We start from the raw sequence: 26,165 nt of genomic DNA, 5'->3' as shown, positions 1-26,165 counted from the left end.
ACTACGAAGCAGGTGCTGTTTTGTTCTTTTGTGCCTGTTCGACAAATGTTCGGATCGTTTCGTTGTCGAGCTTCCATTCGCCAACTGAAATCCCGCGGAACGTCACATCAACTTTGTCAGACTTCGTGTTCCCTTTAATCTCCACGTTAGGGCTGGTAATCGTAAATTCACCATTTTGCCCCGCCGCATAGGTTGCTTTGGAAGCTTCCTTCAGCATGATGCTTGTCGCTTCTTTCTTGAGTGTGTCCATCGTGCTGGACTGCACGTCTGTGACGGTCTCTTTGATCTGTTCAATGGAGATGCCGCTGTATATCAGAAGAGCCGCAATAATGATGATAGCAATCGCCCATTTTAACATCGTTTTGACCACATTCAGAACAAAGAACAAAATGATCAGTGCAACGACGATCACCAGCCAGTTCTGCATCACAAACTCTTTGATCACTTCTATGTTCATGATTACACCTTCCGTATTAGAGTTCATTATTGACTTCCCGAATATTATACATGATTTCCGAACCTCCTGTCAGCTAAGCCCTCTCCGGCAAAAATAAACGGTCTAAGTTCGTCCTTACAGGCGTACAAGTAGTACCATGAGGATCTGTCCGACGAACGTGAACACGTTCCAGACCTGTATATCAGCAGGCATCGCCTAACAAGGAGGGGCTCTAGTGAAAACGGCCATCTGGCTATACCTGTTTCTGTTTCTAGCTGTGTTCGATCTGCACGCCCAGTATCCCATTCTGACGCCTTTTGCCATATCGCTCGGTGCAGCTCCAACCTTCATCGGCTGGATGATGGGTATCTATTCCTTAACCCATCTGCCCGGTAATCTGATTGCCGGGACACAGATTGATAAACACGGCAGCCGCCGATATATCGTATTCAGCCTGGTAGGTGCAGGCATCATCCTGCTTCTGCAGGCCCATGTTCATACGCCTTGGCAGCTGCTCGCGCTGCGTTCGATCAGCGGATTTGTACTGGCTTTTCTGTCTCCGGCATGTCTGGCTCTGCTTGCTCAGCTCTCTACAGATCCGGTTAAACAAGGCAAATACATGTCCGGTCACGGCGTTGTGCACACGCTGGCTTCTGTGGTGTCACCGGCCGCAGGTGCAGTTATCGTAGGTGCGATGGGTTTTTCCGCCACCTTCTCCAGTCTCGGCTACCTGCTCATTTTGACAGGTGTCATTGCACTGCTGACGATGCCGCGCGGTCTTGTCCGTCAGCCACAGCCGTTAACGGAACCAGCGAAGTCTGCCACGGCGACGTCCAGCCCGAATGAGCTCAGTCATACAGCCAAAGACTCCACCAAAGTGTTCCTGCCCGTGTCGTGGCGCTATTTCATCCTGCCTCTGGTCATTGCCTGTGCCCAAGGCATTCTGTTCTTTGAACTGCCTCTGCGAGGCGGCGGGCATTCATCCATGATGTCTACCGGACTCTTATTTTCAATCATCAGCATAGGTGCGCTTTTCACACTCAGCATGCTGTTCCTGAACCGTTATTCGCCGAAACTTCGTTTGGTAGCTGGCGTGCTGCTGATGTCCTTAAGCTTTTTTGTTATGGCAGCCATACCGCAGGTTTCGTTATCGATTATCTTATTTGTGCTCGGGATGTCCAAAGGCATCATTTTCCCCGCCATGGCTACTCTCTTTATCCATTTAAGCGGCGGCAGAAAGCTTGGGCGTATTTTCTCGTTACAGTCGATTGCCACCTCTATTGGCTCCTTTATTGGTCCGATTACAGCAGGACAGCTGAGGCTTGGCGTATCCCCTTACTTTATTGCCTTTATTTTGCTAATGATTGGTATTCTGCTGCTGCCATATTATACGTCCAGACATGGTGCATCCCTGTCATCTTCCGATGCCAAAAGCATTCTTGGTTAACCCGTTTCCGCTCAGTATCTCTAATTTGGCTGCCAGCATATAATACAGATCATTTAAACTTTGCATCATTCCCTCATTTCCAGATACACTATATGTACATTCCGTCGATTTCCGCTGTAACATTTCCCGGGGAATGTCGACAACAGCTCTCGAATCAGGGGGGAATAAGATGCCTATTCATGTCATTGTTGAAGGTAAGAATGATCGCAGCAAACTTAAACGTCTGGTTGGACCAGAGATCAATATTCTGTGTACGTTTGGAACGCTGAACTCACTCAAACTGGAGGCGCTGCTTAAGCAGGTGGGGTATGATGATGTATATTTGTTCATGGATAATGACAGCTCCGGCAAAAAAATAAGAGGTGTACTGCGGGATGCTTTTCCCGATGCAGTACAAATGTACACAAGACGTGGGTACGCAGGGGTCGAAGGTACACCTGATGAATACATCATTTCCCAATTGGAGAAGGCTGGACTGGAGGAGCATATCCGGTATCCCGACCAACCTTCGTACTAAACTTGAGAAACAAAAGGCTGTGTCCGGTTAAGTTAACCGGACACAGCCTTTCTTCATTTACTATCTGATCGCTGTTGTTAATACATGAATCGAATTCGATAATAAACCATTCGTTACGATGCATTTATTATTCTTTAATTAACCTGCGAATGTCATCGGCAATGGCTTCCGGCTGTACATCTTCTGTATTAAAGGCGTTATATACCTTGCGCAGCTGGTTATTCTCATCCACCAGACCAATCATATTCATGTGGGCAAAATCATCCTGGTTCTCTCCTTCAATCAAAATCTGAAACGATTCTTTGGCGAACTTTTTCGTTTGATCCATATCTCCTCGCAGGAAATACCAGCCGGAATAATCCGCATGGAAACGGTCAGCAAACGTTTTGATTTTCTCCCTCGTATCTACTTTCGGATCGAAGGAAATGGATACAAAGGAAGCTTTGTCTCCAAAAGTTCCATCCTCTTTCAACAAGTCCTGCACCTGAGACAGCGTAAATGTCGTAATCGGACACACATCAGGGCAGCTGGTAAAATAAAAGTAGAACAATCGTACTTTGCCCTGTGTATCCGCGAGCGATACGGTACTCCCGTCCACATTTTCCATTGAGAACGATTGAATTTCGCGAATCTCGGGTAATTTCTCCTTGCTGGCAAACGCCGTGTTCCACATTAAATATACCGCCATAATCAGTGCAATGCCCAGCAATATCCATGTCCATTTGTATTTCTTAATGATCTGCATCTTCTTCCCTTCCCCCCAACAATAAATGGTGAATACGCATACATTGTTTAGCAAAATAAATCCTCTGTTCGACTGCAGCCCTTGTGCCTTGTAACCGTTCACGCCCGGTAATTTATTAAATACATTGTCTTTCATTTATGGCGTTATCACTTCAGCCCAGGGATACATATGTATAAAATAATACTTCCTTATCGGCATATCTCGGTGTACGAAGAGTCTGATACGTAACACGCCCGTCTCATGACGGAATGTTTTATTCTTTTCACTCCGCTTCCGATATAAATTTTATCACAGCAATCTGGGAAATAGTTTGACAATGTTCGTACATTTGTTGGGAATTGGGCAGATTGTTACCAGAGCTCAGCATGTTTTGCATCTTCGCAGGCGGATAATATACACTAGATATGGGTATCACCTAGATAGAGAAGAATGTTTGAAGACGATACACCTTATAAAGGAGACGTTTATGGATACCTCTACACATTTTGTCATGGGCATTGGTCTGGCTGGTCTCGCCTATATTGATCCTGTCGTTGCAGCGAATCCTATGCTCGCAGCCGCAGTCATGGTCGGCACCATTGTCGGTTCCCAGGCGCCCGACATTGATACTGCACTGCGTTTTAAAAGTAATTCACTGTATATTCGGAATCATCGGGGCTTGTCCCACTCCCTGCCGTTTCTGCTGTTATGGATTCTGCTGATTACAGGTGTGATCGGATTGATCTTTTCGGGAGTTTCACTCGGCCATGTAGCCCTTTGGACTGCCGTAGCTGTTGGCGTACATGTTTTCACTGACCTGTTCAATACCTATGGGACCCAGGCTGCAAGACCTTTTACCGAACGCTGGATTGCCTGGAACATCATTCATATTTTTGATCCATTTTTGTTCACAACTCACGTTATTGCTATTTTGTTATGGGCCTTTGACCTGTTTGCGCCCGGCCCACTTTTTACTGCGCTGTACATCCTGATTGGCGTGTATTATATATGGCGCACAATCGCTCGCGCACTGGTGGTTCGAAAGGTCAGACGTATGGATAACAGTCCGGAATCAGCTAAATATATCGTCATTCCAACGATCTCATGGAGCCGCTGGCATGTCGTCAAAACGAATAAGGATGGAAGCTATGAACTCGGCAAAATGGATGGGTCCGAGCTGACCTGGAGTCTCCATGCCACCTCTTCCACCCATGCTGCGGTTGCGGCTTCACGTAAAGCGCCAGAGGTCAGTGCATTTCTCTACTTCACTTCTTATGCTGTGGCAGAGGTAGAGGAACTGCCATCCGGATATAAAGTTCGCTGGGCAGATGTCCGCTATCGACACCGAAAGCAGTATCCTTTTGTCGCTGTAGTCGTCATGGATCGGAACTTTGAAACCATTGATACGTACGTAGGATGGCTGAGTGATGAAAAAATGGATAAAAAACTTTTATCTGCTCGCCCTTGACGCAGTGTGGATTGCAGGGCACAATCAGAGATAGGAATGATTGCGCGGGAAAAGCCCGGGGCGATATCGCCCCGGGCTTTACTGCTTTGGTATATAAATTATTTGCCAGACCCAGCCAGAGACTGCTCAGCGATTTGTACCAGACGTTTGGTGATGTACCCACCCAAAGATCCAGTCTCACGGGAAGTGTAGTTACCATAGTAGCCGTCTTGTGGAATGGTTACACCCAGTTCCTGTGCAGCCTCCATTTTCAACTGCTGCAGGGCTGCTGTCGCTTGAGGTACCACCAAGTTGTTAGAAGAGCGAGATCCTTGAGCCATATTTAAAATCTCCTTTCAATCTGTGTCTGTAATGTATTGCAAGCTTGCAAGATTATTATGGCTCGCACGCTTCAGGTTATACGAAAATTCATTAAATTTGTACATGGAGGTTTTTCCCAATGAGTAAAGGTTTATCCTTATGGTTTGCATTTTCTTCGATTGTTTTGTTAACGGTTACAGCGATCACGATTTCTTACAACGGCTGGCTGGCTTTCCTGCTGTTTGTGTTGTCCATGGCTAACATCGTATGGGGATTTGTCATTCGGGCCAAAAAAGAACGTCTGGAAGCTCGCTCGGCTTCCGAATCCACTTCGGCCTCATAGGCGCCGCTCACATCAAATTAACGTTATCCATTCAACATTCAAAGAAAGAGGAGACAGATGAATTCATCTGCCTCCTCTTTTTCACATCATAAATGATTGATATTCTTCATTATTTATATCCTTTATTTGAAACCAACTAACTGACGTTAAGCTCTAGCCACTTTTCCCTTACTTGCGTCTAGGAACAAAGCCCATTCGTTCTTTCACCGCATCAAGTGTCTTCGCAGCATCCTCTTCCGCACGGCGTGCCGAATTCTCCAGTACATCTGCAAGCTCACCAGATTCGCGAATTTCGTTATATCTCGCCTGCAGCGGTTCAATTACAGATACAACCACCTCAGCCAATTCCTTTTTGAACGGCCCGTACATTTTACCTTCATAACGTGCTGCAACCTCATTCAGTGTCATACCTGCACACTCTGCATAAATACTCATCAGATTGCTGACTTCCGGTTTATTTGCCGGATCATACACAACTTCACGGCCAGAATCTGTCGTGGCACGGCTGATTTTTTTCCGAATAACATCCGGCGGGTCCAGCAGCGCGATATAACTGCCAGCATTCGGATTACTTTTACTCATCTTGGAGGATGCATCATCGAGTGACATGACACGGGCGCCTACCTGTGGAATATAAGGTTCAGGAATGGTGAAATACTCCCCGTAACGATGATTAAAGCGGCCCGCCAGATCACGAGTCAGCTCCAGATGCTGTTTCTGGTCTTCTCCAACCGGGACAAGATCCGCATTATACAGCAAAATATCTGCAGCCATCAGGGATGGATATACGAACAAACCAGCACCTACCGAATCTTTGCCGGAGGATTTATCTTTGAACTGCGTCATCCGTTCCAGCTCACCCATAGAGGTCAGCGTTGTCATCAACCATCCAAGTTCCGCGTGCTGCGGCACATGAGATTGCAAAAATACGTTTGATTTGGATGGATCAATGCCTGCAGCGATAAAGAGCGCCGCTACAGCTTCGGATTGTTCACGCAGTGCTTCTGGTTCCTGCGGTACCGTAATCGCATGAAGGTCCACAACCATAAAATGACACTTGTAGTCATGCTGTAATTTCACAAAATTTTTGATAGCGCCAATGTAATTTCCTAAAGTAAGCTTACCGCTTGGCTGAATACCTGATAATACTGTTTTCATCTTCAGATGCCTCCCTGATTTCATAGTCGCTGCGCATGCAGCCTCTAACTTCAAACTGCCGCCTATCTTCGCTCTGCGAACGCAAAAAAGCCCCACATCCGCAAGGGACGTGAGACCGTGGTGCCACCCTTATTCGCTATCCCCTCCGCTGCTCTGACATGCAGGAGCATATCGGAAAAGAAAAGCCTTCATTGTTCCGTAACGTGGAATAACCGGCATAACCTACTGTGGACGCTCTGTGAGAGCCTTTACCCGTTCAGCCATACACTCAAGGGTCCATTCAAAAAAGAGTTCTCACCAGTTCACATCAACCACTGGCTTTCTGAAGAGAGTACTCTTTGTCTACTTATCCCTGTCATCGCTTTAAATTCATTCAGTTCTTAAAGACTTCTAGAATTCCATCTTAATGCGCTCAAGCCTGAATGTCAAAATGGCATGCGTTTTTTCCTGATCCTTAAAAATCTGTTATGATGGTATTGCTTATTCTGTGAAGGCTTTTGGAACCAGCCCGCAGAATATCACAATAAAAGTTGGCATGATTACAATGACACGCCTGCAGCAGCATTACTGCCTGCAGACAGATTTCGAGTGGGAAAAGGAGCATCGATATGAAACAAGTGACCAAAGGTCAATGGAATGGTTACGACACGTATATCCTACATAGCCGTGAATTGGAAATCACTCTGCTGCCTCGTCTGGGAAATAACATCATCTCGATTCGCGATTTGGTGCAGAACCGGGACATTGTTCGTCGTCCGGACGAAGACGATCTGGCTTTTTATTTGCAGAAACCTTATCATTTTGGGGTTCCTCTGCTCATACCGCCTGGACGTATTCACCGGGGACAATTCGAGTATGAAGGCGTACGTTATCAGTTCGATCAGAATACGGCGCATGATAACCATATTCACGGTCTCCATCGCAGCCAGTCCTGGTGTGTCAGTGATATTGAAGAAGATGAAGACGGTTGTGCGATCACGACTGAATTACTGACCCAAAACGAAGAGCACTGGATGGCACAGTTCCCCATCCCGCTGAAGCTTGAGATGACGTTCAGCCTGCAGAACGCCGTACTGACGCAGCGGCTGCGTGTCACCAATCTGAGTTCAACACCTGCTCCTTTCGGAATGGGGTATCATACATGGTTTTTGCTGGACGGCCAACCCGCAGACTGGACGCTGCAGCTGCCGGTTTCCGGACTATACGCGCAAAATGAAGAGCAGCTGCCTACAGGCGAATTAGAAGCGCTGCATGATGAATGGTCCTCTATTAGCGAAGGCATAAGCATGCAGGGCCGAAATTGGGATACGCTTCTTCGTGCTGCGGAAGGTCAACCAGCCGCTGCTCATTTGCGGAGAAAAGATGGATATACGCTGAAATATTCAGTGGATGAAGCTTATTTCAAACACTGGGTGCTGTATACCAAAGGTGAATCGGATCAATTTTTATGCATCGAACCCTACACCTGGCTGCCGGATGCACCGAATCTGCCGCTGAGTGATGAGATAACGGGACTGATTCGGCTCGAACCGGATCAGCCTGTAGAACTGATTTCACATATCGAGGTTATCCCGCCCATTAGTTGAGTAATCCTTTCATGCAGGATACCATGTACCTTCTCCATTCATATTTTCGTACCTGAATTAAACGAGCCGATCCTTAATGGATCGGCTTTTTTAGTTAACATGCCCTTGAATGATTATCCATTTATTCCCTTACGCCATATCATGTATATTTCCTCATTCTCAACCCATACTAACATCACCAACCCACAAGGAGGTGAGACATATGTACGGAAGTCAAAATCAAGGTGGCGGAAGCCGCTCCAACAACTTGGTCGTTCCTCAAGCGAATGCAGCACTGCAGCAGTTGAAAATGGAAGCTGCTCAAGAGCTGGGTGTAACAATCCCGCAAGATGGTTACTACGGTAACTATACTTCCCGTGAGACTGGATCTCTGGGTGGATACATCACAAAACGTCTGGTACAAATCGCTGAGCAGCAATTATCGGGTCGTTCGTAAGCTCGTAATTATTGCTTGAGTGCAGTTAGTAATGAATGGCGGCCTTCTTCGGAAGTGCCGCTTTATTTGCTCTCGTTAGGATGTTGATCCTGTACCGGAATCCAGATATGTATTGGTTCTAGGATAGCGAATCATCAGGTTCGCCATATTGTAATTGGATTCCATGGAAGCATCAACCATAATCATACCTTGTCTTATCGTAAAGTCGTAATGGATCTCTCCATGTGTCCAGCGGCGCTTGAACTTCAGCGTCTCCAGAGCCATGGCACGAAAAGAAGATCGTTGGGTATTATTGAGCCCCTCTCCCTCCCTTTCTATTCGTCCATCCCGTCCCGTTAACGGATTATGTCGAATTCCAAATTTCCCAATGACGTTATTTCGTATTTGCACAAAAACTACTCCTGAATCTAAACCTGATAACTCTTCATCCAGCTCTTTGAATACCAAATCTAACTGTCTTGCTAATGAAAGCTGTTCCATTTTCACGATACCACTCCTCCTATTATGATTATGGTCCTATACAGCAAGGACTTACGCCTCATTATATGACATCACTTTTGCTTCCTCAACAAATTAAAACATTATTGGGTAATTTTTACTATATTTTGCACAATTAATTGCCATTTATCTTCCTTAAAGCGAGCTTTTCCATTCATTTACGACAAAATTTCCATATCATCTAAAAAAGAAGCCAATAAAAAAGCCGCAACGAATGCCCTGGGCATCCATTGCGGCACTGATCCATGAATGAAAAGTTCATGGATACAGTTTCTTTTATATTATTTTGTCGTCTCGGTCATCTCTAAAAATTGCTCAATATCGGCAATGACCAGATTCGCAGCATTTTGCCAAAAGTCCGGTTGTGTCAGGTCTGTACCCAAATGTTTTTGAGCCAATTCTTCCACAGTCATTCGTCCCGTGTCACGCAGCAAATCATCATATTTCCCCGCAAATGCCGTGCCCTCCTGCTGAGCCCGAGCATAAATCCCTGCACTAAACATGTATCCGAAGGTGTATGGGAAATTATAGAAAGGAACACCTGTCAGATAGAAATGCAGTTTGGATGCCCAGAAATGCGGATGATTGGACGCAAGAACGCCGCAGAATGCCTCTTCTTGTGCCTCTGCCATTAATCTGCTCAACTCATCGGCACTGACCAACCCTTTTTTGCGCTGCTCATAGAAGCGATTCTCAAACAGGAAACGAGCGTGGATGTTCATAAAAAATGCAACACTTCGCTGAATTTTGTCTTCCAGCAGCGCCAGCTTCTCCTGCTCATCCTTCGCTGTTTGCACCAAGGCATCGGCAACAATCATCTCAGCAAACGTCGAGGCAGTTTCGGCCACGTTCATTGCGTAACGCTGATTCAGTGCAGGCAGTTCTTCCATGATGTGCTGATGATAACCATGACCGAGTTCATGCGCGAGTGTAGATACATTCGACGCTGTACCCGAGAAGGTCATAAAAATACGGGTTGCTTTACTCAGAGGCAGTGAAGTACAGAATCCCCCTGGACGCTTACCCGGACGGTCTTCTGCCTCGATCCAGCGTTTCTCGAAAGCCATCTCGGCGAAGCTGGACAGCTTAGGGCTGAATTTGGAAAATTGCTCAACGATCGTCTGAGCTGCCTCATCATATGTTACTTTTCCAGCAGACCTGCCTACCGGTGCTTCTACATCGCTCCAGCTCAGCTTATCCACACCCAGCAGTTCTGCTTTGCGCTCCAGATACTTCACAAGTACCGGCTTCGCTCCGTTAATAACATCCCACATCGTATCCAGTGTCTGACGGGACATCCGGTTGATGGCAAGAGGTTCCTTCAACACGTCATGCCACCCTCGCTTCTCGTACAATTTCAGACGAAAACCTGCGAGATGGTTCAATGTATCTGCACAGAAATCCTCTACGTCAGTCCAGGCCTGCTCCCATGCAGAATAGACCTGTTCACGTACTGCACGATCACTGTCACTCAGCTTGTTGGCCGCCTGTCCTGCAGACAGCATGACTGTCTCTCCGTCCTGTTCAAACGGAATGTTTACCTTACTTACGATGGTATTATAAAATTTGCCCCAGCCATGATAACCATCTACAGCGAGATCCAAAGCAAATCCTTCCAATTCCGGTGACAGCTTTTCTTTTGCTTGTGTACGACTCTCGTTCAATACAAAGGCCAGCGGCTTCATATCAGGCCGTGCCAGCCACTGCTCCCACACATCATCCGGGGTTTCGCTAAGTGTATTATCGAATTTGGACTTGCTGCTGTTCAGCATGGCTGCGATGGAACTGATCGTGCCTTGAAGCTGAGCGGCTTTTTTGTCCTGCTGATTCTGCGCCGACAGGCAGGATACAAACGCAGACCCTTCAGAGATTCGCATATAACAGCTCTGCAGCAGTTGAAGAACAGGATCAAACGCTGCTGTATCTTCCAGTGTCGCTGGAGCAGCCGTCTGATTCAGCGTTTCCTGCAGCTTTCGGACATCCTTTTCCAATTCGGTTAAGTACGCGGCAAATGTTTCAGAAGAAGAACCTCCACTAAAGATGGACTCCAGATCCCAAACAGGATGTAATGGCATTTTCATCGAATAAGGCACCTCTTTCAGTAAATTCAATATGGGATTTGAATTAAAAACTGGTTTTATACGTATCGTATCTCTATACTAGAGAAATAAGAAATAATGCAGCAACTTTTCAGGAGGTAAACGTTATGAAACCTTTACAAGTATCGGCTGAAACAGCCGTCAAACTAGCAGCATCTCTGGGTGTGCCTCTGGAACACCTGATGCATATGCCTCAACATATTCTCATGCAGAAGATTGCAGAACTGGCCAAAGAAGAAGCCGCCAAAGCTTCTGACAAAGAAGGCACATCTGAATGATCCCTTTTGAGAACAGCTGGCCCTATGATGTCATTATGGGGGATATTTATGTACAGCAGTGCCCGTTCTGCGATGCAGGCAATGTACTGCTGCCCCTGAAACCTAAGGAACTCATTCGTATTCGTGAAGGAAAAAAGAAACTGCTTGTGTTCCCCTGCTGTAACAGCAGCATGACTGTGGTAGACACGGATAATGATTATCTGTTGTCCAGTCGTCCAGTCCGATAATATGCCTTGAAATCATCTTAAAGGGGGCTGCGCTTCGCAGCCTCTTTGTCCGCTTCCAGCATTTCCTGCGGCAGTTCCATTTTGCCGGATATCATCTGTTCGCGCAGTAAAGCCCATTGTTCTCTGGAAGCACGGATCATCGCTGCATCTGTAATTCGCTTGTCATGAATGACTCTGCCAAACCACTGAACTGCTTCATGGAACTTTCCTACTCTGCGATTCAGCTCTCCGAGCAGATACAGCAATTTTGCTTCATTGCCGCCTGTGCCCTCTCGTTCAAACACCTTGACATATGCCTCCAGGCTGAACTCAAGAAAACGCCGTTCCTGCGCATGATCCTCCATATACCGGTACAGCCAGGCAATGTGATGCAGCAGGCCAGCAACAACACGCTCTTTCTCCTGAATCACCTGGGCACACAGCAAACCCAACTTGTATGCAGCAAGTGCCTGCTCCAGGTTTCTTGCGCCGCTATAATCCCGTTTCACCCAGCGGTTCCCAATCTGTTCGATAAACGCTTTGCGCTGCATCTCATTCAGATTAACCGTTGAATTCTCGGTTGAGGCGAATCCACACGAGGGACAGATCCGAACAACATAAAAATCAGGATTCTCATGTTTGTAATATGCACAAAAATCAGAATCTGTCCGGTAAGGCCGTTTCAAGCTTGGTCTTACACGTGAGGTTTCAAATTCAGTCTCGCAATAATGACATGTCACCTTCACCTTATACAGCGGTTCTAATTCCACTTGTTCCATCCCTCTCCCGTCAGGCTTCTTGTATATTTGGAACTATGGCGTGTTCACAAAATGGTGCGCAGGCCCAGATAAACGCTTCAAAATAAACGAATGCAGCGGCTCCTCTACGCCAACTTGCGTTAATGCCTGATTCATACAGGCAAGCCATGCCTCTGCCCGCTCAACGGTCACTTCAAAGTGCATATGACGCGCACGCATCATCGGGTGGCCATAAGCCTCAGAGAATAACGCCGGTCCGCCAAAAAATTGAGATAGGAACATATACTGCTTGTCCATCACCGGACGAATATCTTCCGGGAAGAGCGGAGCCAGCTGTTCATTCTGCATCACGATTGGATAAAAAGCTTCAACCAATGCTCGAACCCCCTGCTCGCCCCCTAGATTGTCATAAATACTTAAGTTGGGATTCATACTTCTTCCCCCTTTCGAATGTCGAATGTTGCAATATAAAACACGTCACATGAACATGTTAGACAGCAGACCACTACACATGGCCTCCAAGGCCAGCATCTTCATTCTATCAAAAAAAAACAAAAAGTCCTATATTACATGAAGGATCAGATTAGAACAGAGCCTTATGTATCAAGGACTTCACAGCTAGAAATCATAAAAAAAAGCGCCAACCCTCAGGCAGGCGCATCACATATCCGGTTAATAACTTCGCCAATCTTCCTCTTCGGTACGCACCAGCGAGGCACGTATAACATACACAAATGCACAGACCAAGACTCCGGCGACAAGACTCATGATCATCACTCCATCCTTATTGATTCCACCTTTATGACAATTAGGTGACGTTCAGGCGTTTTTACCATTTTAGCATACATCATTCAAAAACACAGCCACTTTTGCAAGCGCTTTCCCATGATTATTTTGTACTGTTTGTCCGATCTTTTTCATATATTGATGGCAAAAGCCCCTGCTCAATTACGGATCATACATCCTGATGATAAAGGAGAGAAATTCATGGCTGTTCCTCAGCGCATCCTGCAAATTATGATTACACTCGCTCTCCTGATCTTTTGTATCCTGATGGCTCTGTATCCCGCAGAGACCTGGCATGCAGGTGTGAGAGGACTATCGATCTGGTGGGATGTTTTATTTCCCTCCCTGTTTCCCTTTCTGGTGCTGTCCGAGCTGCTGCTTGGTTTTGGCATCGTGCATTTTCTGGGAACACTGCTTAATCCGCTTATGCGTCCTTTATTCCGTGTTCCCGGAAGCGGCGGCTTCGTTTTTGCAGTAAGCTGTGCATCCGGTTACCCCACCGGAGCCAAATTAACGGCACAATTATGGGAACAGAAATTGGTCACACGAGAAGAAGGAGAACGTCTAGTTGCTTTCACCACTTCATCTGATCCAATCTTTATGATCGGCGCAGTTTCAGTCGGTTTTTTTCATAATACCTCCATAGCCCCAATTCTTGTAGCTTCCCATTATGCTGCCGCTTTTCTTGTGGGTGTGCTGATGCGATTTCATGGGCGTGGCGCTTCACCCCAGCCTTCTGAGTCCCCTACTGTACAAGAAGAGCATCACAGCCGTTTCCTGCGCGCCATTTATGCAATGCATGAAGCAAGGCAGGCGGATGGACGGACATTTGGTGAACTGCTGCGGCACGCCGTATCCTCTTCCCTTCGACTTATTATTATCGTAGGAGGCCTTGTTGTATTCTTCTCTGTCATTATGGAATTATTGGTCCAAACCGGATCGCTTGGCATATTATACACACTGACCGAACAAGGTTTGCATCTCGCGGGTTTGCCGCCTTCCCTGTCACACAGCCTGGTAGGTGGTTTGTTTGAGGTAACTCTTGGAGCCAAGGAGGCTGGTGCCGCCGCCCTCTCCACACCTCTTATTTTCAAGGTTGCCGCCGCCTCCTTTGTACTTTCGTGGGGCGGACTCTCTGTTCATGCACAGATTATGAGCGTGTTAAGCAGTACGCCAATGCGATACGGACCATTTCTGCTGGCCCGAGCTATTCATGCTGCTGCTGCACCACTGATCGTCATGGTACTGTGGCCTATTCTAATAGGCGGTGCGGATTCACCTGCATTTTTAGAGAACACATTCCTGCCATCACTCTCTAATTACACAATAGACTGGAAATTCATCGTGACAGCTGGAATAACCGTGTTTACCTGTATCCTCTTCATCCTGCTGTGTCTCTCCTTGATCGGTTCACATCTGATCTCCAGACGGATCAAAAAATAGAGCCTTGTCCAAATAGTTTGCCCTGAAGTTCAATCTGACGTTGTGTTCTGGCTCGGAATTGATTATCATCGGTAGTATAATGACCACAAAGGAGCTTTCATCTTGAGATACTATGTTCAAGACCGCGGAGACCAGTTATCGATTGATCTCAGTCAGCAGTTTCACGCGCTGGCTAAGGAAGAAGGGTTCAAACTGGATGCAGAATCGCCGGAGATTGTCATCTCCATCGGAGGCGACGGGACGATGCTTCAAGCGTTTCACAATTTCATCGACCGCATCCCGGACATTGCTTTTGTTGGGGTCCATACAGGCCATCTCGGCTTCTATGCCGATTGGAAGAAAGAAGAATTACGGGAACTGGTAAGACTTATGAGTGGTAAAGGCGATCCCGATCTCCTCAAACCGCGCATTGTGCAGTATCCATTGCTGGAACTGGAGATTCGTAAAAAGTCGGGCAATGCCTCTTATATTGCGCTTAACGAATTTACGTTAAAAGGTGTAGATGGTACAGTTGTAGCTCAGGTCGATATCAACGACGTTACCTTTGAAATGTTCCGGGGCGATGGTATCTGTGTATCCACGCCTTCTGGGAGTACAGCATACAACAAGGCGCTTGGCGGGGCCATGGTACATCCAACGATTGAAGCCATCCAGATTGCGGAGATTGCTTCCATTAACAATCGCGTGTACCGGACACTCGGTTCACCAGTCATTTTGCCCAAGCATCATCATTGTGATATTTTCTCACGCAAAGATCAGCGTCTGCTGCTGACGATTGATCACGTCAATGTCATGGTAGAAGACCTGATCTCTGTTCGCTGTCAGGTTTCCGAACAAAAGGTCAGCTTTGCGCGCTTTCGGCCTTATCCGTTCTGGAACCGCGTACGCACTGCCTTTCTTGACTAGACAACACATCTGACTAACCAAAAACAAAACTTTTGTTCACGCATCAAAAAAGCGGTCCTTCTCAGGAACCGCTTTTTGCTTTTGCTTGGGGCTGCTCTTTGCACTTCTGGAGTACAAAGTATGCACAGCCAAAGTTGCAGTATTCGTTAATGTAATCCACTAGATAAGAAATCGTCGAATCCTTTGTGGCTTTCGGGTGATTGTCTCGATAAAAGCCTTTGAGCCTCAGCTGACTGTATCCCCAATCACCAATAATATAGTCGTAGCGCTCCAGCACTTCGCTGTACCGGTCACGAAACACTTCAGGATTCCAGCCCTCTTTGTGGTTCTGAACAATCTCATAATTTTTGCCGCCAACCTGTACGATTACAGGTGCTTTCGGTTTCTCCTGAACGGTTTCCTGCACAGTCTCCTGCATCTGCTGCTGGTCCAGCTGCTGTTCATCCTTATTTTTATCCTGTTCCAATCCGGACTCCTCCATCATGCGTGTGTTGCCGCCTGTCCCGCATGCTGATTCGCTGATTTCACCTGTTCATGCGCATGATAAGAACTGCGTACCATCGGACCCGATTCCACGTGACTGAACCCACGCTTCAACCCTTCCTCTTTCAAAGCCGCAAATTCTTCAGGCGGATAATACTTCTCAACAAACAGATGCTTCTCGGATGGCTGCAGGTACTGACCAATCGTCAGAATGTCACAGTTCACCGCGCGAAGATCATCCATCGCTGCTAAAACTTCATTATATTCCTCACCTACACCCAGCATAATGCTTGATTTTGTCGGGATGTTCGGCTGCATCTCTTTGGCACGAGCAAGCAGTTCCAGTGAACGTTTATATTTCGCTTTGGCACGAACCTTGTCTGACAACCGTTCAACGGTTTCGATGTTATGGTTCAAAATATCCGGTTTGGCATCCATAACAATCTGAAGTGAATCCCGATCACCCATGAAATCCGGAATAAGCACCTCCACGCTGCACAGCGGCAAACGTCTCCGTACGGCTTTTACAGTCTCGGCGAAAATCGCAGCTCCCCCGTCCTTCAAATCATCCCGGGCCACACTTGTAATGACGCAGTGCTGCAGATTCATCTGCTCTGCTGCTTCTGCTACACGTTCCGGCTCCTGCAAATCAAGTTCGGTAGGCAGACCCGTATTCACCGCGCAAAAACGGCAGGCTCTTGTGCAGATATCACCCAAAATCATAAAAGTGGCTGTTCGATTCGCCCAGCATTCATAAATATTCGGACAACGTGCTTCCTCACATACCGTATGCAGTGTTTTGGAACGCATCATGTTTTTAATTTCCTGATAGTTATCTCCGGTTGTCAATTTGATCCGAATCCAGTCCGGTTTCGGTTCTTTAACACGTTTAGCCAATGCATAAACCTTCTTTCTACTGAAGTTAGGCTGTTGCTCGGAACATATTATACCATGAAAGGCTTGGAAAAACCCCCATTTGTAACATCTTGTGCAATCGCGTGGATATGGATAAAAACGCAGCTTTTGAAGAACGCTAGGTTATAGCTTGATTTATCGGGCACGAGTGCATCATCTTAACGGAAAGGGGCTGCTTCCCTGTGCAACAGCACTGGATACTTCGCAACACTTATGGCTTATGCATCAGAACTATACTCGCAGGCGCTCTGCTTCTCCCATTCCTACCTGCTGATGTTTACGGTGAGACGACTGCACATAAGGATACACAAACACAGGCTGCGGAGCCCAAACCAGCCGATATTTTTACTGCACGCCGCCACCTGTATGAAAGCATTGGTCAAATGACTCAGATTCCATGGTACAGACTGGCCGCCATAGATCAATATGAACGGACCATTACACGCGCACATCCAAAAGACCGCAAACATCCCGAGCGGTTGACCGGTATTTTTATGACTGCTCCGGCCTGGAGAGGATGGCTGAATCCGGATGAGACAGACCAGCATCCCAATTCCATTCTTTTTTTCAACGGAAAAGGTCGCGATGGATCGGGAGACGGTATTGCTGACTCGAACAACGATCTGGATGTGCTGTACAGCATGGCATCCATCATGCAGCAGTACGGAAGCAAGCAGGAAGATTTTGGTATAGGACTCTGGGAATATTACCACAATTCGAGAGCCGTGCAGCGAATCCAGCAATTCGCGAAATTATATGAGCATTTTGATCATCTCGATCTTTTTGGACATGCGTTCCCTGTTCCCTTAGGCACCAATTATTCGTACCGCAGTACATGGGGAACCAAGCGAAGCTGGGGAGGGTATCGTATTCATGAAGGAACGGACATATTCGCTCCCCATGGTCTGCCCGTTCGCAGTACCTGTTACGGCATTGTGGAGATTAAAGGCTGGAATCCGTTTGGAGGCTGGCGAATCGGCATTCGTGATCTGAATAATCATTATCACTATTACGCTCACCTGTCGGGCTTTGACAAAGGTGTTAAAATCGGGGATGTTGTTACTCCTGGTCAGGTGGTAGGATGGGTTGGAAGCTCAGGCTACGGCAAACCGGGGACACAAGGGAAATTCCCGCCGCATCTTCACTACGGGATCTATCGCGATAGCGGACTGCATGAGTGGTCGTTCGATCCTTATCCACTGCTTAGACATTGGGAACAGGAAGAACGGAGCCAGAGGAACAAGAAGAGTAAATAAGGCGATCAGCAAACCTGTGCATTCGAATGTCCAACTAACTAGAAATTGAAAACAAAAGTTTGAACGAATTGGGAAGTAACCTTCGTTCTGACTTGATGTTCTGATGCAGCAGCATGCTGCTGCATCAATCCGATCTTAAACACGTGCTAAAAAAGGAACCTCTAAATTGTGAGGTTCCTTTTGGTGTAATATCGTTGTGCTGCAGCCTAAAACACTCACTTTGACTGCCTGTGTCGTATTACGATCGAAAGAAAATCGGCCATCTGCGGTTCATTTAATGTTGTCATGGATGCCCGCTTTGACCGGACTGCGAGCCGCCATTCAGATCAGGAACATCCAGTTCAAGCTCCAGTCCGCTGGGCTGTGTACTGCTTCCTGGTGATTGCTGCGGAATCTGAGGTTGAACCTGCGGTTGATCATTGGATGTCCCGCCGCCATGGTTTGTGCCAGCACCACTTCCATTGTCGCTGTTAGTACCGCTCCCATTCCCCGTGTGACCACTGCCTCCTCCGCTTGATACGCCTCCTTGACCTGACGGCAGTGCAATTGCGGGTGCATTACTGCCGTTGCTTCCGACCGGCCTGCCCTGATTATCGTAATAATACATGGGCACGTCACCAACAACGAGCAGATATGATATCGGGATTTCTGTATCCACGATCTCCGGCTCCATGTCGAAAGGAACGACAACGGCTACCTCGGCAATAATATGAATATAGACCTCGACAAGAATCATGTTAATGCCTGCATTTTGCTGGCGGGTATTCAGGTCTACCTTCACCGCTCCCTGAGGTTCAATTCGAACCGGTATGCTCGGGCCGAAGGAGGCCATAACCGGACTGCCCAGAGCTTGACCCAGCGGAATTTTCTCTTTTAACATATGCACGTTCTGAAGTGTGGACTGCACGACATTCATCGTACTTGCGGTGATTCGCATATGCTCATTATAGTTCAGCATAAAGCCCGAAACTTTGCCCTTTGAATCGGTTTTCCAGTCAATTAACCCTTCTGTTGTCTTCCCTTCAGCGACTTGTGCCGTAATGGCTTTATTAATCGCCTCCGTTGCAATCTGTTTCACTCGGATCTTGGCCAGATGCATAATGGGCGGCTTCATTTTTTTATCCACATACGCAAAACCCTGCATCAAACAAAATATAGCTAGGAGCAAAACAATTAACCATACCTTGCGTTTGCCGCTAGGCGCCTTCTGCCGCCTTCTTCGGCTTCTCCATCTCTTTCGCATCATTGGAGCGTCCCTCCCCCGCGGGATGAGCCATAGGCTTATAGGTTATCTTTATGCGGCGTTGTCCTGAAAAAGAAGGACAGCGCCCCCTTAGCCTGGCTTGGGGTCGCTGGAGATGTCCCATGAGGACGCCGAACGCAGAGAGCTGGTGTCTGATAATGCATTTTACCGCGCACCAAGGCGAACCCTGCATTGGATCGGTTTGACCGGTAAATCCGCAGGATGTATCAGTCGGGCCGTTCCAATATAAAAAAACCTTCCGCCCGCAGCAGATGAGCCATCTGCACAGGCGAAAGGTTTACATTTCACAATAATTGATGCACAAAAAGATTAGTTTTTCTCAACCGCATGTCCACCAAATTCGTTACGCAGTGCCGCAACGACTTTACCCGTGAACGTATCTGTTTCCAGGGAACGATAACGCATCAGCAAGGACAAAGCGATAACCGGTGTAGCTGTTTGAAGGTCAAATGCCGTTTCAACGGTCCAGCGGCCTTCGCCGGAAGAGTGCATTACGCCTTTGATTTCATCCAGGTTGGCGTCTTTGGAGAAGGCACGCTCCGTCAGTTCCATCAGCCATGAACGGATCACGGAACCGTTGTTCCACACGCGGGCAACTTTTTCGAAGTCGAAGTCAAATCCGCTTTTCTCCAATACGTCGAAACCTTCACCGATGGAAGCCATCATACCGTATTCAATTCCGTTGTGCACCATTTTAAGGAAGTGACCACTGCCCGCTTTACCTGCATACAGATAACCGTTCTCCACGGAAGTATCTTTGAATGCCGGCTCAACGATCGCCCATGCTTCCGGGTCTCCGCCGATCATGTAACATGCACCGTTACGTGCGCCTTCCATACCGCCGGATGTACCTGCATCCATGTAGTGAATGCCTTGTGGTTTCAGCTCTTCGTAACGACGGATGGACTCTTTGTAGTGGGAGTTTCCGGCTTCGATAATAATGTCACCTTTGGACAGCAGCGGGCTTACTTCAGCCAGCACGGCATCCACGACATTGTGAGGAACCATGATCCACAGTACACGTGGAGATTCCAAGGATTCAACCATTTCTTTATACGAGGATACGCCTTGTGCGCCATATTCTTTCATTTCATTAACCGCTTCTGCGTTCAGGTCAAAGGCAACCACTTCATGTTTGTGATCAATCAGGTTTCTGCCCAGGTTCAAGCCCATTTTTCCGAGTCCGATAAGTCCGAGTTTCATAATAAAATCCTCCTGTTATGCGATTGTTTAGTGTTAAGTAAATCAGGTTGCAGCACACATCCGCATTTGCACCAACCGTTCCGGTTACGGATCATTCTTCCGATCGCTGTTGTATTCCAATTTTTCGGATTTATTTGTTATATGGGAAAATTGGAATACAAAGGCGAACACTTCGTTTCTACAGAATTGATTCCGTCCCCTCCACTCCATGGATTAAAGGTCCTTTGTGCAAATCGTGATGTAACTGCGATCTATATAGAAAATGTTTGCGGCCTTTCGGCTGCGAAAGTCGAAAGGACTTATGCAAAATTGAAACGGTATAATGTTAGTAAAAATGATGCAGGGCTTAATGATATAACTTGCAGCTTGCAATCAGTTTGATCTTACCACCAGTGGAATCCATTCTCTGCAGTCAAACGATCTGCTGATTCTGGTCCGTTCGAACCTGCACTGTACGTATCCAGGGGAATGCTTCCTGCCGCAAATGCTTCCTGAATCGGCTGTACCCACTGCCATGCCAGCTCCACTTCGTTCCAGTGTGCAAAGAAGGTGGAGTCTCCGCGCATCGCGTCAAAGATCAGATTTTCATACGCTTCAGGTACTTTGCGCTCTCCTGAGTTAAAGGTCATATGCATCGGTTCCACCTCACCGTGGTTCAGTGGGTTCTTCGCATTTAATTGCAGGGAGATGCTTTCTCCTGGACCGATCTCCAGTGTCAACAAGTTTGGTGCCATCGTATTTTCGGACTCATGGCCTGTTTTAAGTGGAGCCTTGAATTCAACGACGATTCGGGTTGATTTCTCCGCCATGCGTTTGCCCGTACGAATATAGAATGGAACCTCGCTCCAGAATGGATCGTCCAGCCATAGTCTTGCGGCCACATATGTCTCATTCTGAGAATTTGCCGGAATGTCTGGCTCGTCCAGATAGCCAACAACTGGTGTGCCTTGAAGCTCACCAGCACCGTATTGGGCGCGAATCACTTGAGAAGCTACATTTTCTTTGGTCAAAGGTCGCAGTGACTCAGCAATTTTTTTCTTTTTATATTGAATTTCCTGCGGTGTGCAGCGTTTTGGCAGATGCAGTGCAATCATCATCAACAGCTGCAGCATATGGTTCTGGAACATGTCACGCAGCGCGCCGCTTTGATCGTAATATGCAGCTCGTTCCTCAACCCCTACAGTTTCACTCGCCGTGATCTGTACATTAGCAATGTAACGGTTAGACCAAAGTGCCTGAATGACCGGATTGGCATACGTCAGTGTTTCGATGTTCTGCACCATCGGTTTGCCGAGGAAGTGATCAATGCGATAAATCTCTTCTTCCGCAAACGTATTGCTCAGCTTCTCGTTCAGTTCACGAGCGGATTGCAAATCATGTCCAAATGGCTTTTCAATGATAAGTTTCTTCCAGCCTTTCGTACTGCCCAGGCCGCTTTCCTGAATGTTCAGCGCGATTGGCTCAAAAAACTCGGGTGCCACCGACATGTAGAACATGCGATTTTCCGGAATATTCAGTTCCTGCTCACGCTTCTGTACAAGTTGAAGCAGTCGATTATAATCTTCAATCTTGGTGTTGTTCAGCGAGCAGTAACGGAAAGCTCCGATAAAATCACGCACTTGTGAAGCTTCCTCCGGTTTTTGACGGGAGAATTCCTGCAGTGACTTTTCTACATTGGCCTGAAAATCTGCATCCGACAGTTCGCGACGTCCGAGTCCGATGACGGAGAACGCCTTCGGCATTTTCTGATCTACGTACAGATTGTATAATGCAGGGTAAATTTTACGTTTGGCTAAATCGCCTGTTGCCCCGAACAGGACAAATGTCATTGCATCCATTGGAGTGCCTCCTATGATCTGTGCAGTATAGTATATGATGTTGCAAAATGGTCAAATCCAAGCATGACAAAAGACGGAATAAGTGGGTATGCTGCCCGCCTTGCCTCCGTTCATATATACTGCCCGAATCCAACCATGGGAACATTCCTTCTCTCCACAACCACGATCCTTTATTTTATCGAGGTTATAAATTGTAACCACTAGAATTAACGTTACCCATATTACACCCGTCGTCACAATTCGTCAACATTCGTGTCAAAGCTGTGAACTCCAGTGTTTACAGGGGTTCAGTTGAATGTTAACGCTTTATGTGGTAAGTTTAATAGCAATTGGAATGTGACATTTCATACATATACACTGTGGACAAGAAGGTTACAATAAGTATACTAAGTATATTACAAGTAACACTAAACCAAAGGAGTACTGTTATGAACGATGATGAGAATGCCAAGCAAATATGCGAGAAGGTGGAACAATCTTATCAGATCATTGGCCGAAAATGGGTAGCTTTAATTATCCATGCATTGATGGAGGAACCCAAACGTTTCAGTGAAATTCATGCTTATATTCCCGATTTGAGCAAACGTGTACTTAATGAGCGTATGAAGGAATTGGAAGAAGAGGGATTGGTCGTCCGGCATGTAATTACGGAACGTCCCGTTCGAACAGAGTATATGCTTTCTCGTAAAGGAACCGAGCTGGGGCGAGCTTTAAGCGCTGTGGAGCGATGGGCGGAGAAGTGGCTGTAGATTTTTTTCAATGGGTCACCGATACAATACTTTGTTTTAAAAAATCCCAAATGCTTCAACTTGGCACTTGGGATTTGTTATGTAATAAGAATAATCATTCCATATATGGTTTCATGTATTTTGGGTATGTTTTAGTCATACCATGACATCAAAAACTCTGAGAGCGTATCACTAACCTTTCTGAATTCAGTCAGATTATCTATACATTCATCATAATGATACACTGGTGGATTATCTCCTTCATCCAAATTAAAGTACCAGAACATGTATCCCTGATGCATCATAAATACAAACTGATTGTTCGTTAATTTTCGCGAGAAATTATTTTCATCCAGAAGTTCAACTGCCCACTCCTTAAGTTCGGATATAACCTTCATCGTATAGTGGGTACCTTTCAGAAAATGAATACCATTACCTGCCTTAGACATAAACTCCACATAGGTTAAGGGAAGTTTTTGGGTTGGGCTCAAGTTTTTTAATTTCGTAATATCATCCTCGTTACAAGCACTCATTGGATATGAATTTTTTTCCAAAGTCAATAAAAAAACCTTAATGTCACCACTATTAGAAGAACTCACCTTTGTTCCCTCCACTTTTGATTATTCAAAATAGCTTGAACTTTCTTACCTTCAACATCATAGCTTGAACTTTCTTACCTTCAACATCTGCTGCCCATCCTCTATTTTTCTCCAAAAAATAAACTATAGATCAAGGGAATCCCCTTCTATTCCGTTTCGCTGCAGTCTATGCAGCTAGACTTTTCTTCCCAAAGCTCGATCTGCCTCTTTTTGAAGCTCTTTCGTTCTAGGTCCCATGTATTTCTGGGCAGTTCGTAAAATGGTTTCTTCGTTACCGAGAATCTCCAATGCCGTGATTGAAAATATATTTATCAAGTGAGCGTCTTCATCATTCGAAACTTCTTCAAAATATTCAAAAATTTGTTCTATTAGATCGATATTTTCTTCCTGTCTTATAAGTTCAATGATTACAGGCATAAAAACATCCTCAATTATAACCGTTTCCAGCACCTCACCGTTAAATACAACGGATTCTGTGTAGGACGCCTCTGTTGATGGTAGAAACTCTAACATTTGACGCATAAATGCTTCCGATTGTTTAGTCATTTTAACCACTCCTATCAGGACATCAATTAAAGAAAATCTTCTGCCGCTTCTCGTACTTCAATCTCCTTTGAGAGTAACCTCGATCAATAAATAATGTAAGCAAATCTGGTACGGCTTCTTTTACTAATTCTAACAATCTGCGGTACTCCCACTCGTCTTGAAAATCAATTACTGCATCCGATGCTTCCAAAAAAATGCAGGATAAACAGCTCGAAGGTATCTTCTTTATTCGATCCCTTGCTAACATAATCGCAGTTACATTCTGACTCTCGCATGCATACTTAATTAATATCTCAAGTATATTCTTTCTGATTTCGGTTGGAACCCCCCCTATTTTTTCAATGTTATCATATGCACCGGGTAAAATCTTATCGAGAGCTTTGCGTATGTTTAATTCGTAGGGATCTACTAAATTAGTATTCATCCTTCTTCACCTCTACGTTCTACTTCGAAAGTTCTCATTGATCACTGCTTGCCCTATCCATAAAAATATAGATCACCTCAACATCATTTCATAATGATATTCCTCCTTAGCAATCATGCATGAAGAGCATTACTTTCTTATTGTTCCAACATATTAAAAAACCGCTGTTCTGTAGATACAGCGGCCTCTTAATCAATCTTCACATCTTCATTCCCTGTTCATGATGCTTCGCGTCATATAAAGTGATCTGTCTCATTCTATTCTGTATCCAAGCTGCGTCCAAGCGTAATACCCATGTCATCAAAATTTTCAACAGATAGTTTTTTCTCATAAAAATGAACAGCATGCTTCATCATACTTTCTCTGGAATAAAACACGTCGTCTGATCGTATGGGTAAAGCCACTTTCTCCCCTATACTTGCTGACTTATAGATGGCGATGATTAATTCCAAGGTATTACGCCCACTCTCTCCATCGACAATAAGCGGCGTTCCTTTCTCTACGGCATGCAGTACATTGTCAACCTGCCCGGCATGACCAGAATGCAGGACTTCAGGCAGTTCATCAAACAGCTGCTGAAGCTGCTGCTTAAGCTTCGAATTAGGTTCGGGAAATCCATTGCTGCGTGAAATCGATGCAGTCACTCTCCAAGGTGCAGACACCCGAGCTTCTTTCCCTTGGAAAATGATCTGCTGCTCCTCTCCGTGATGGATTACGGAACTTGTTATCATACCAACTGCTCCTTGGCCGAATCGAAGCATTGCCATCGAAATATCCTCCACCTCGGCATTATCATGTGCCGTGTTGGCCATCATCGCCTGTACTTCGATGGGCGGCCCCATCATCCAGAGCAGGGCATCGATGTGATGCACCGCATGATTAAGTGTACATCCTCCGCCTTCCTTTTCCCAGGTCCCACGCCACCACAAATCATAATAGCTATGCCCCCGCCACCAGTAAGAGTCTACCTGAACATGGAGAATAGGACCCATTAGCTTGCTGTCCAGCACATTTTTAAGCTTCATCATAGGAGTGGTAAACCGATTTTGGGCAACAATAGACAACAGTTTGCCGCTCTCCTGCGCTGCTTTCAGCATCTGGTCTGCTTCTTCCAATGAAGAAGCCATCGGTTTTTCCACCAAAACATGCTTGCCTGCCCTCAAGAATTCACATGCGATGGAAGCATGGGTATACGGAGGTGTACAGATCGATACAAGGTCAATATCGGCCTCCAGCAGATCGTGATAATCCGCAGCCGCTTCCGTATTCAGGAGTCCATATTCATCGACTCGTTTTTGAGCTTTTTCAACGTACAAATCAACCACAGCAGTGATTTGGCATCGCTCCGGGAATTTCATATATGCTTCAATATGTGCACTGCTGATCGCACCAGCGCCAATAACAGCTGCTTTAATCATCATCATTCCTCCTTTGGTCTCTTCACCTTACCTCAGAATAAAGCGCTTTTATGCGCTTATTCTGTGATAAAATAGAAACATCTTGCGATCAAAGGGAGGTGA

At 46.2% G+C, this 26,165-nt stretch carries 29 protein-coding genes and 1 other annotated feature; of the genes, 12 read left to right on the top strand and 17 right to left on the bottom strand.

The window, feature by feature from the left end; translation table 11 throughout:
- Position 1: 1 nt before the first annotated feature.
- On the bottom strand, positions 2–484 hold the full coding sequence (locus ABXS70_RS01965) for an ATPase (protein WP_342552715.1): 483 nt from the start codon (positions 482–484) through the stop codon (positions 2–4).
- A 187-nt stretch (positions 485–671) separates the two neighbouring features.
- Between ABXS70_RS01965 and ABXS70_RS01960 the strand changes: the two genes are divergently transcribed.
- Together ABXS70_RS01960 and ABXS70_RS01955 are read left to right on the top strand one after the other, a co-directional pair.
- Complete coding sequence (locus ABXS70_RS01960; RefSeq protein ID WP_342552716.1) at positions 672–1,883, top strand: MFS transporter; 1,212 nt, start codon at positions 672–674, stop codon at positions 1,881–1,883.
- A 169-nt stretch (positions 1,884–2,052) separates the two neighbouring features.
- The gene (locus ABXS70_RS01955; RefSeq protein WP_366293511.1) at positions 2,053–2,400 is read left to right on the top strand and encodes a toprim domain-containing protein; all 348 of its coding nucleotides are present in this window, start codon (positions 2,053–2,055) and stop codon (positions 2,398–2,400) included.
- A 127-nt stretch (positions 2,401–2,527) separates the two neighbouring features.
- On the opposite strand, the gene ABXS70_RS01950 is transcribed toward ABXS70_RS01955, so the two are convergent.
- Positions 2,528–3,145: an SCO family protein gene (locus ABXS70_RS01950; RefSeq protein ID WP_366293508.1), complete on the bottom strand. Its 618-nt coding sequence runs from the start codon at positions 3,143–3,145 to the stop codon at positions 2,528–2,530.
- A gap of 466 nt (positions 3,146–3,611) precedes the next feature.
- On the opposite strand from ABXS70_RS01950, the gene ABXS70_RS01945 reads away from it, so the two are divergent.
- Complete coding sequence (locus ABXS70_RS01945) at positions 3,612–4,592, top strand: metal-dependent hydrolase (RefSeq protein WP_342552719.1); 981 nt, start codon at positions 3,612–3,614, stop codon at positions 4,590–4,592.
- A gap of 98 nt (positions 4,593–4,690) precedes the next feature.
- On the opposite strand, the gene ABXS70_RS01940 is transcribed toward ABXS70_RS01945, so the two are convergent.
- Entirely contained in the window at positions 4,691–4,912 is a 222-nt protein-coding gene (locus ABXS70_RS01940) for an alpha/beta-type small acid-soluble spore protein (protein WP_056702318.1), read from the bottom strand.
- A 119-nt stretch (positions 4,913–5,031) separates the two neighbouring features.
- Between ABXS70_RS01940 and ABXS70_RS01935 the strand changes: the two genes are divergently transcribed.
- The gene (locus ABXS70_RS01935; RefSeq protein WP_342552720.1) at positions 5,032–5,235 is read left to right on the top strand and encodes a hypothetical protein; all 204 of its coding nucleotides are present in this window, start codon (positions 5,032–5,034) and stop codon (positions 5,233–5,235) included.
- A 168-nt stretch (positions 5,236–5,403) separates the two neighbouring features.
- Here the strand turns inward: ABXS70_RS01935 and trpS are convergent, their stop codons facing one another.
- A complete protein-coding gene (gene trpS / locus ABXS70_RS01930; protein ID WP_342552721.1) occupies positions 5,404–6,393 on the bottom strand; it encodes a tryptophan--tRNA ligase in 990 nt (329 codons plus the stop codon).
- A 100-nt stretch (positions 6,394–6,493) separates the two neighbouring features.
- Positions 6,494–6,761 (bottom strand) — a binding site (T-box leader).
- A gap of 240 nt (positions 6,762–7,001) precedes the next feature.
- On the opposite strand from trpS, the gene ABXS70_RS01925 reads away from it, so the two are divergent.
- A complete protein-coding gene (locus ABXS70_RS01925) occupies positions 7,002–7,979 on the top strand; it encodes an aldose 1-epimerase (RefSeq protein ID WP_342552722.1) in 978 nt (325 codons plus the stop codon).
- A 202-nt stretch (positions 7,980–8,181) separates the two neighbouring features.
- The gene (locus ABXS70_RS01920; protein ID WP_090919627.1) at positions 8,182–8,415 is read left to right on the top strand and encodes an alpha/beta-type small acid-soluble spore protein; all 234 of its coding nucleotides are present in this window, start codon (positions 8,182–8,184) and stop codon (positions 8,413–8,415) included.
- A 75-nt stretch (positions 8,416–8,490) separates the two neighbouring features.
- Here ABXS70_RS01920 and ABXS70_RS01915 read toward each other — a convergent pair whose 3' ends face one another.
- Both ABXS70_RS01915 and ABXS70_RS01910 read right to left on the bottom strand, forming a co-directional pair.
- The gene (locus ABXS70_RS01915; protein ID WP_342556440.1) at positions 8,491–8,904 is read right to left on the bottom strand and encodes an O-methyltransferase; all 414 of its coding nucleotides are present in this window, start codon (positions 8,902–8,904) and stop codon (positions 8,491–8,493) included.
- Between the two features lie 290 nt (positions 8,905–9,194).
- Entirely contained in the window at positions 9,195–10,994 is a 1,800-nt protein-coding gene (locus ABXS70_RS01910; RefSeq protein WP_366293501.1) for a M3 family oligoendopeptidase, read from the bottom strand.
- Between the two features lie 125 nt (positions 10,995–11,119).
- Between ABXS70_RS01910 and ABXS70_RS01905 the strand changes: the two genes are divergently transcribed.
- Entirely contained in the window at positions 11,120–11,290 is a 171-nt protein-coding gene (locus ABXS70_RS01905) for a YycC family protein (RefSeq protein ID WP_342552724.1), read from the top strand.
- On the top strand, positions 11,287–11,517 hold the full coding sequence (locus tag ABXS70_RS01900) for a hypothetical protein (RefSeq protein ID WP_342552725.1): 231 nt from the start codon (positions 11,287–11,289) through the stop codon (positions 11,515–11,517). The genes ABXS70_RS01905 and ABXS70_RS01900 overlap by 4 nt, the downstream gene beginning before the upstream one ends.
- A 17-nt stretch (positions 11,518–11,534) precedes the next feature.
- Here ABXS70_RS01900 and ABXS70_RS01895 read toward each other — a convergent pair whose 3' ends face one another.
- Both ABXS70_RS01895 and ABXS70_RS01890 read right to left on the bottom strand, forming a co-directional pair.
- On the bottom strand, positions 11,535–12,275 hold the full coding sequence (locus ABXS70_RS01895) for a DUF2225 domain-containing protein (protein WP_342552726.1): 741 nt from the start codon (positions 12,273–12,275) through the stop codon (positions 11,535–11,537).
- 33 nt (positions 12,276–12,308) lie between these two features.
- On the bottom strand, positions 12,309–12,686 hold the full coding sequence (locus tag ABXS70_RS01890) for a globin (RefSeq protein ID WP_342552727.1): 378 nt from the start codon (positions 12,684–12,686) through the stop codon (positions 12,309–12,311).
- Positions 12,687–13,241: 555 nt separating this feature from the next.
- Here ABXS70_RS01890 and ylbJ point away from each other — a divergent pair.
- Positions 13,242–14,483: a sporulation integral membrane protein YlbJ gene (ylbJ, locus tag ABXS70_RS01885; RefSeq protein WP_342552728.1), complete on the top strand. Its 1,242-nt coding sequence runs from the start codon at positions 13,242–13,244 to the stop codon at positions 14,481–14,483.
- 102 nt (positions 14,484–14,585) lie between these two features.
- Entirely contained in the window at positions 14,586–15,389 is an 804-nt protein-coding gene (locus tag ABXS70_RS01880) for an NAD kinase (protein WP_342552729.1), read from the top strand.
- A gap of 61 nt (positions 15,390–15,450) precedes the next feature.
- On the opposite strand, the gene ABXS70_RS01875 is transcribed toward ABXS70_RS01880, so the two are convergent.
- Positions 15,451–15,873 carry a YutD family protein gene (locus tag ABXS70_RS01875; RefSeq protein WP_342552730.1) on the bottom strand — a complete coding sequence of 141 codons (423 nt, stop codon included), beginning with the start codon at positions 15,871–15,873 and terminating at the stop codon, positions 15,451–15,453.
- A complete protein-coding gene (gene lipA, locus ABXS70_RS01870) occupies positions 15,870–16,769 on the bottom strand; it encodes a lipoyl synthase (protein ID WP_342552731.1) in 900 nt (299 codons plus the stop codon). Before lipA ends, ABXS70_RS01875 begins: the two co-directional genes overlap by 4 nt.
- 200 nt (positions 16,770–16,969) lie before the next feature.
- Between lipA and ABXS70_RS01865 the strand changes: the two genes are divergently transcribed.
- The gene (locus tag ABXS70_RS01865; protein WP_342552732.1) at positions 16,970–18,043 is read left to right on the top strand and encodes a M23 family metallopeptidase; all 1,074 of its coding nucleotides are present in this window, start codon (positions 16,970–16,972) and stop codon (positions 18,041–18,043) included.
- A 283-nt stretch (positions 18,044–18,326) separates the two neighbouring features.
- On the opposite strand, the gene yunB is transcribed toward ABXS70_RS01865, so the two are convergent.
- The 3 genes from yunB to zwf form a co-directional block, all read right to left on the bottom strand.
- Positions 18,327–19,289 carry a sporulation protein YunB gene (yunB, locus tag ABXS70_RS01860; protein ID WP_342552733.1) on the bottom strand — a complete coding sequence of 321 codons (963 nt, stop codon included), beginning with the start codon at positions 19,287–19,289 and terminating at the stop codon, positions 18,327–18,329.
- A 327-nt stretch (positions 19,290–19,616) separates the two neighbouring features.
- Positions 19,617–20,510 (bottom strand): phosphogluconate dehydrogenase (NAD(+)-dependent, decarboxylating), encoded by an 894-nt coding sequence (gene gnd, locus ABXS70_RS01855; RefSeq protein ID WP_342552734.1) that lies wholly within the window; start codon positions 20,508–20,510, stop codon positions 19,617–19,619.
- A gap of 383 nt (positions 20,511–20,893) precedes the next feature.
- On the bottom strand, positions 20,894–22,348 hold the full coding sequence (gene zwf / locus ABXS70_RS01850; RefSeq protein ID WP_366293490.1) for a glucose-6-phosphate dehydrogenase: 1,455 nt from the start codon (positions 22,346–22,348) through the stop codon (positions 20,894–20,896).
- 428 nt (positions 22,349–22,776) lie between these two features.
- Here zwf and ABXS70_RS01845 point away from each other — a divergent pair, with 428 nt between their 5' ends.
- Entirely contained in the window at positions 22,777–23,097 is a 321-nt protein-coding gene (locus ABXS70_RS01845) for a helix-turn-helix domain-containing protein (RefSeq protein ID WP_342552736.1), read from the top strand.
- A gap of 131 nt (positions 23,098–23,228) precedes the next feature.
- Here the strand turns inward: ABXS70_RS01845 and ABXS70_RS01840 are convergent, their stop codons facing one another.
- From ABXS70_RS01840 to ABXS70_RS01825, 4 genes are all read right to left on the bottom strand, one after another.
- Positions 23,229–23,675, bottom strand: coding sequence for an SMI1/KNR4 family protein (locus tag ABXS70_RS01840; RefSeq protein WP_366293487.1), 447 nt, complete (start codon positions 23,673–23,675; stop codon positions 23,229–23,231).
- 174 nt (positions 23,676–23,849) lie between these two features.
- Complete coding sequence (locus tag ABXS70_RS01835; RefSeq protein ID WP_366293484.1) at positions 23,850–24,221, bottom strand: resolvase; 372 nt, start codon at positions 24,219–24,221, stop codon at positions 23,850–23,852.
- Positions 24,222–24,243: 22 nt separating this feature from the next.
- On the bottom strand, positions 24,244–24,645 hold the full coding sequence (locus ABXS70_RS01830; protein WP_366293481.1) for a hypothetical protein: 402 nt from the start codon (positions 24,643–24,645) through the stop codon (positions 24,244–24,246).
- A gap of 257 nt (positions 24,646–24,902) precedes the next feature.
- On the bottom strand, positions 24,903–26,063 hold the full coding sequence (locus ABXS70_RS01825) for a Gfo/Idh/MocA family oxidoreductase (RefSeq protein ID WP_342556441.1): 1,161 nt from the start codon (positions 26,061–26,063) through the stop codon (positions 24,903–24,905).
- Positions 26,064–26,165: the final 102 nt, after the last annotated feature.

It is taken from the genome of Paenibacillus sp. AN1007, assembly GCF_040702995.1.
GTDB lineage: Bacteria > Bacillota > Bacilli > Paenibacillales > Paenibacillaceae > Paenibacillus.
Note: the sequence above shows the minus strand (reverse complement) of the source record. Positions and strands in the feature narration are given on the sequence as shown.

Bases quoted from the DNA above. Each gene is read 5' to 3' on its own strand.
- ABXS70_RS01830 (WP_366293481.1), bottom strand. From the start codon at position 24,645: ATGAATACTAATTTAGTAGATCCCTACGAATTAAACATACGCAAAGCT.
- ABXS70_RS01950 (WP_366293508.1), bottom strand. From the start codon at position 3,145: ATGCAGATCATTAAGAAATACAAATGGACATGGATATTGCTGGGCATT.
- ABXS70_RS01935 (WP_342552720.1), top strand. From the start codon at position 5,032: ATGAGTAAAGGTTTATCCTTATGGTTTGCATTTTCTTCGATTGTTTTG.
- ABXS70_RS01910 (WP_366293501.1), bottom strand. From the start codon at position 10,994: ATGAAAATGCCATTACATCCTGTTTGGGATCTGGAGTCCATCTTTAGT.
- ylbJ (WP_342552728.1), top strand. From the start codon at position 13,242: ATGGCTGTTCCTCAGCGCATCCTGCAAATTATGATTACACTCGCTCTC.
- ABXS70_RS01845 (WP_342552736.1), top strand. From the start codon at position 22,777: ATGAACGATGATGAGAATGCCAAGCAAATATGCGAGAAGGTGGAACAA.
- yunB (WP_342552733.1), bottom strand. From the start codon at position 19,289: ATGATGCGAAAGAGATGGAGAAGCCGAAGAAGGCGGCAGAAGGCGCCT.
- ABXS70_RS01905 (WP_342552724.1), top strand. From the start codon at position 11,120: ATGAAACCTTTACAAGTATCGGCTGAAACAGCCGTCAAACTAGCAGCA.
- ABXS70_RS01825 (WP_342556441.1), bottom strand. From the start codon at position 26,063: ATGATTAAAGCAGCTGTTATTGGCGCTGGTGCGATCAGCAGTGCACAT.
- ABXS70_RS01875 (WP_342552730.1), bottom strand. From the start codon at position 15,873: ATGATGGAGGAGTCCGGATTGGAACAGGATAAAAATAAGGATGAACAG.
- ABXS70_RS01945 (WP_342552719.1), top strand. From the start codon at position 3,612: ATGGATACCTCTACACATTTTGTCATGGGCATTGGTCTGGCTGGTCTC.
- zwf (WP_366293490.1), bottom strand. From the start codon at position 22,348: ATGGATGCAATGACATTTGTCCTGTTCGGGGCAACAGGCGATTTAGCC.
- ABXS70_RS01895 (WP_342552726.1), bottom strand. From the start codon at position 12,275: ATGGAACAAGTGGAATTAGAACCGCTGTATAAGGTGAAGGTGACATGT.
- ABXS70_RS01965 (WP_342552715.1), bottom strand. From the start codon at position 484: ATGAACTCTAATACGGAAGGTGTAATCATGAACATAGAAGTGATCAAA.
- gnd (WP_342552734.1), bottom strand. From the start codon at position 20,510: ATGAAACTCGGACTTATCGGACTCGGAAAAATGGGCTTGAACCTGGGC.
- ABXS70_RS01920 (WP_090919627.1), top strand. From the start codon at position 8,182: ATGTACGGAAGTCAAAATCAAGGTGGCGGAAGCCGCTCCAACAACTTG.
- ABXS70_RS01900 (WP_342552725.1), top strand. From the start codon at position 11,287: ATGATCCCTTTTGAGAACAGCTGGCCCTATGATGTCATTATGGGGGAT.
- ABXS70_RS01940 (WP_056702318.1), bottom strand. From the start codon at position 4,912: ATGGCTCAAGGATCTCGCTCTTCTAACAACTTGGTGGTACCTCAAGCG.
- ABXS70_RS01835 (WP_366293484.1), bottom strand. From the start codon at position 24,221: ATGACTAAACAATCGGAAGCATTTATGCGTCAAATGTTAGAGTTTCTA.
- ABXS70_RS01890 (WP_342552727.1), bottom strand. From the start codon at position 12,686: ATGAATCCCAACTTAAGTATTTATGACAATCTAGGGGGCGAGCAGGGG.
- trpS (WP_342552721.1), bottom strand. From the start codon at position 6,393: ATGAAAACAGTATTATCAGGTATTCAGCCAAGCGGTAAGCTTACTTTA.
- ABXS70_RS01925 (WP_342552722.1), top strand. From the start codon at position 7,002: ATGAAACAAGTGACCAAAGGTCAATGGAATGGTTACGACACGTATATC.
- ABXS70_RS01955 (WP_366293511.1), top strand. From the start codon at position 2,053: ATGCCTATTCATGTCATTGTTGAAGGTAAGAATGATCGCAGCAAACTT.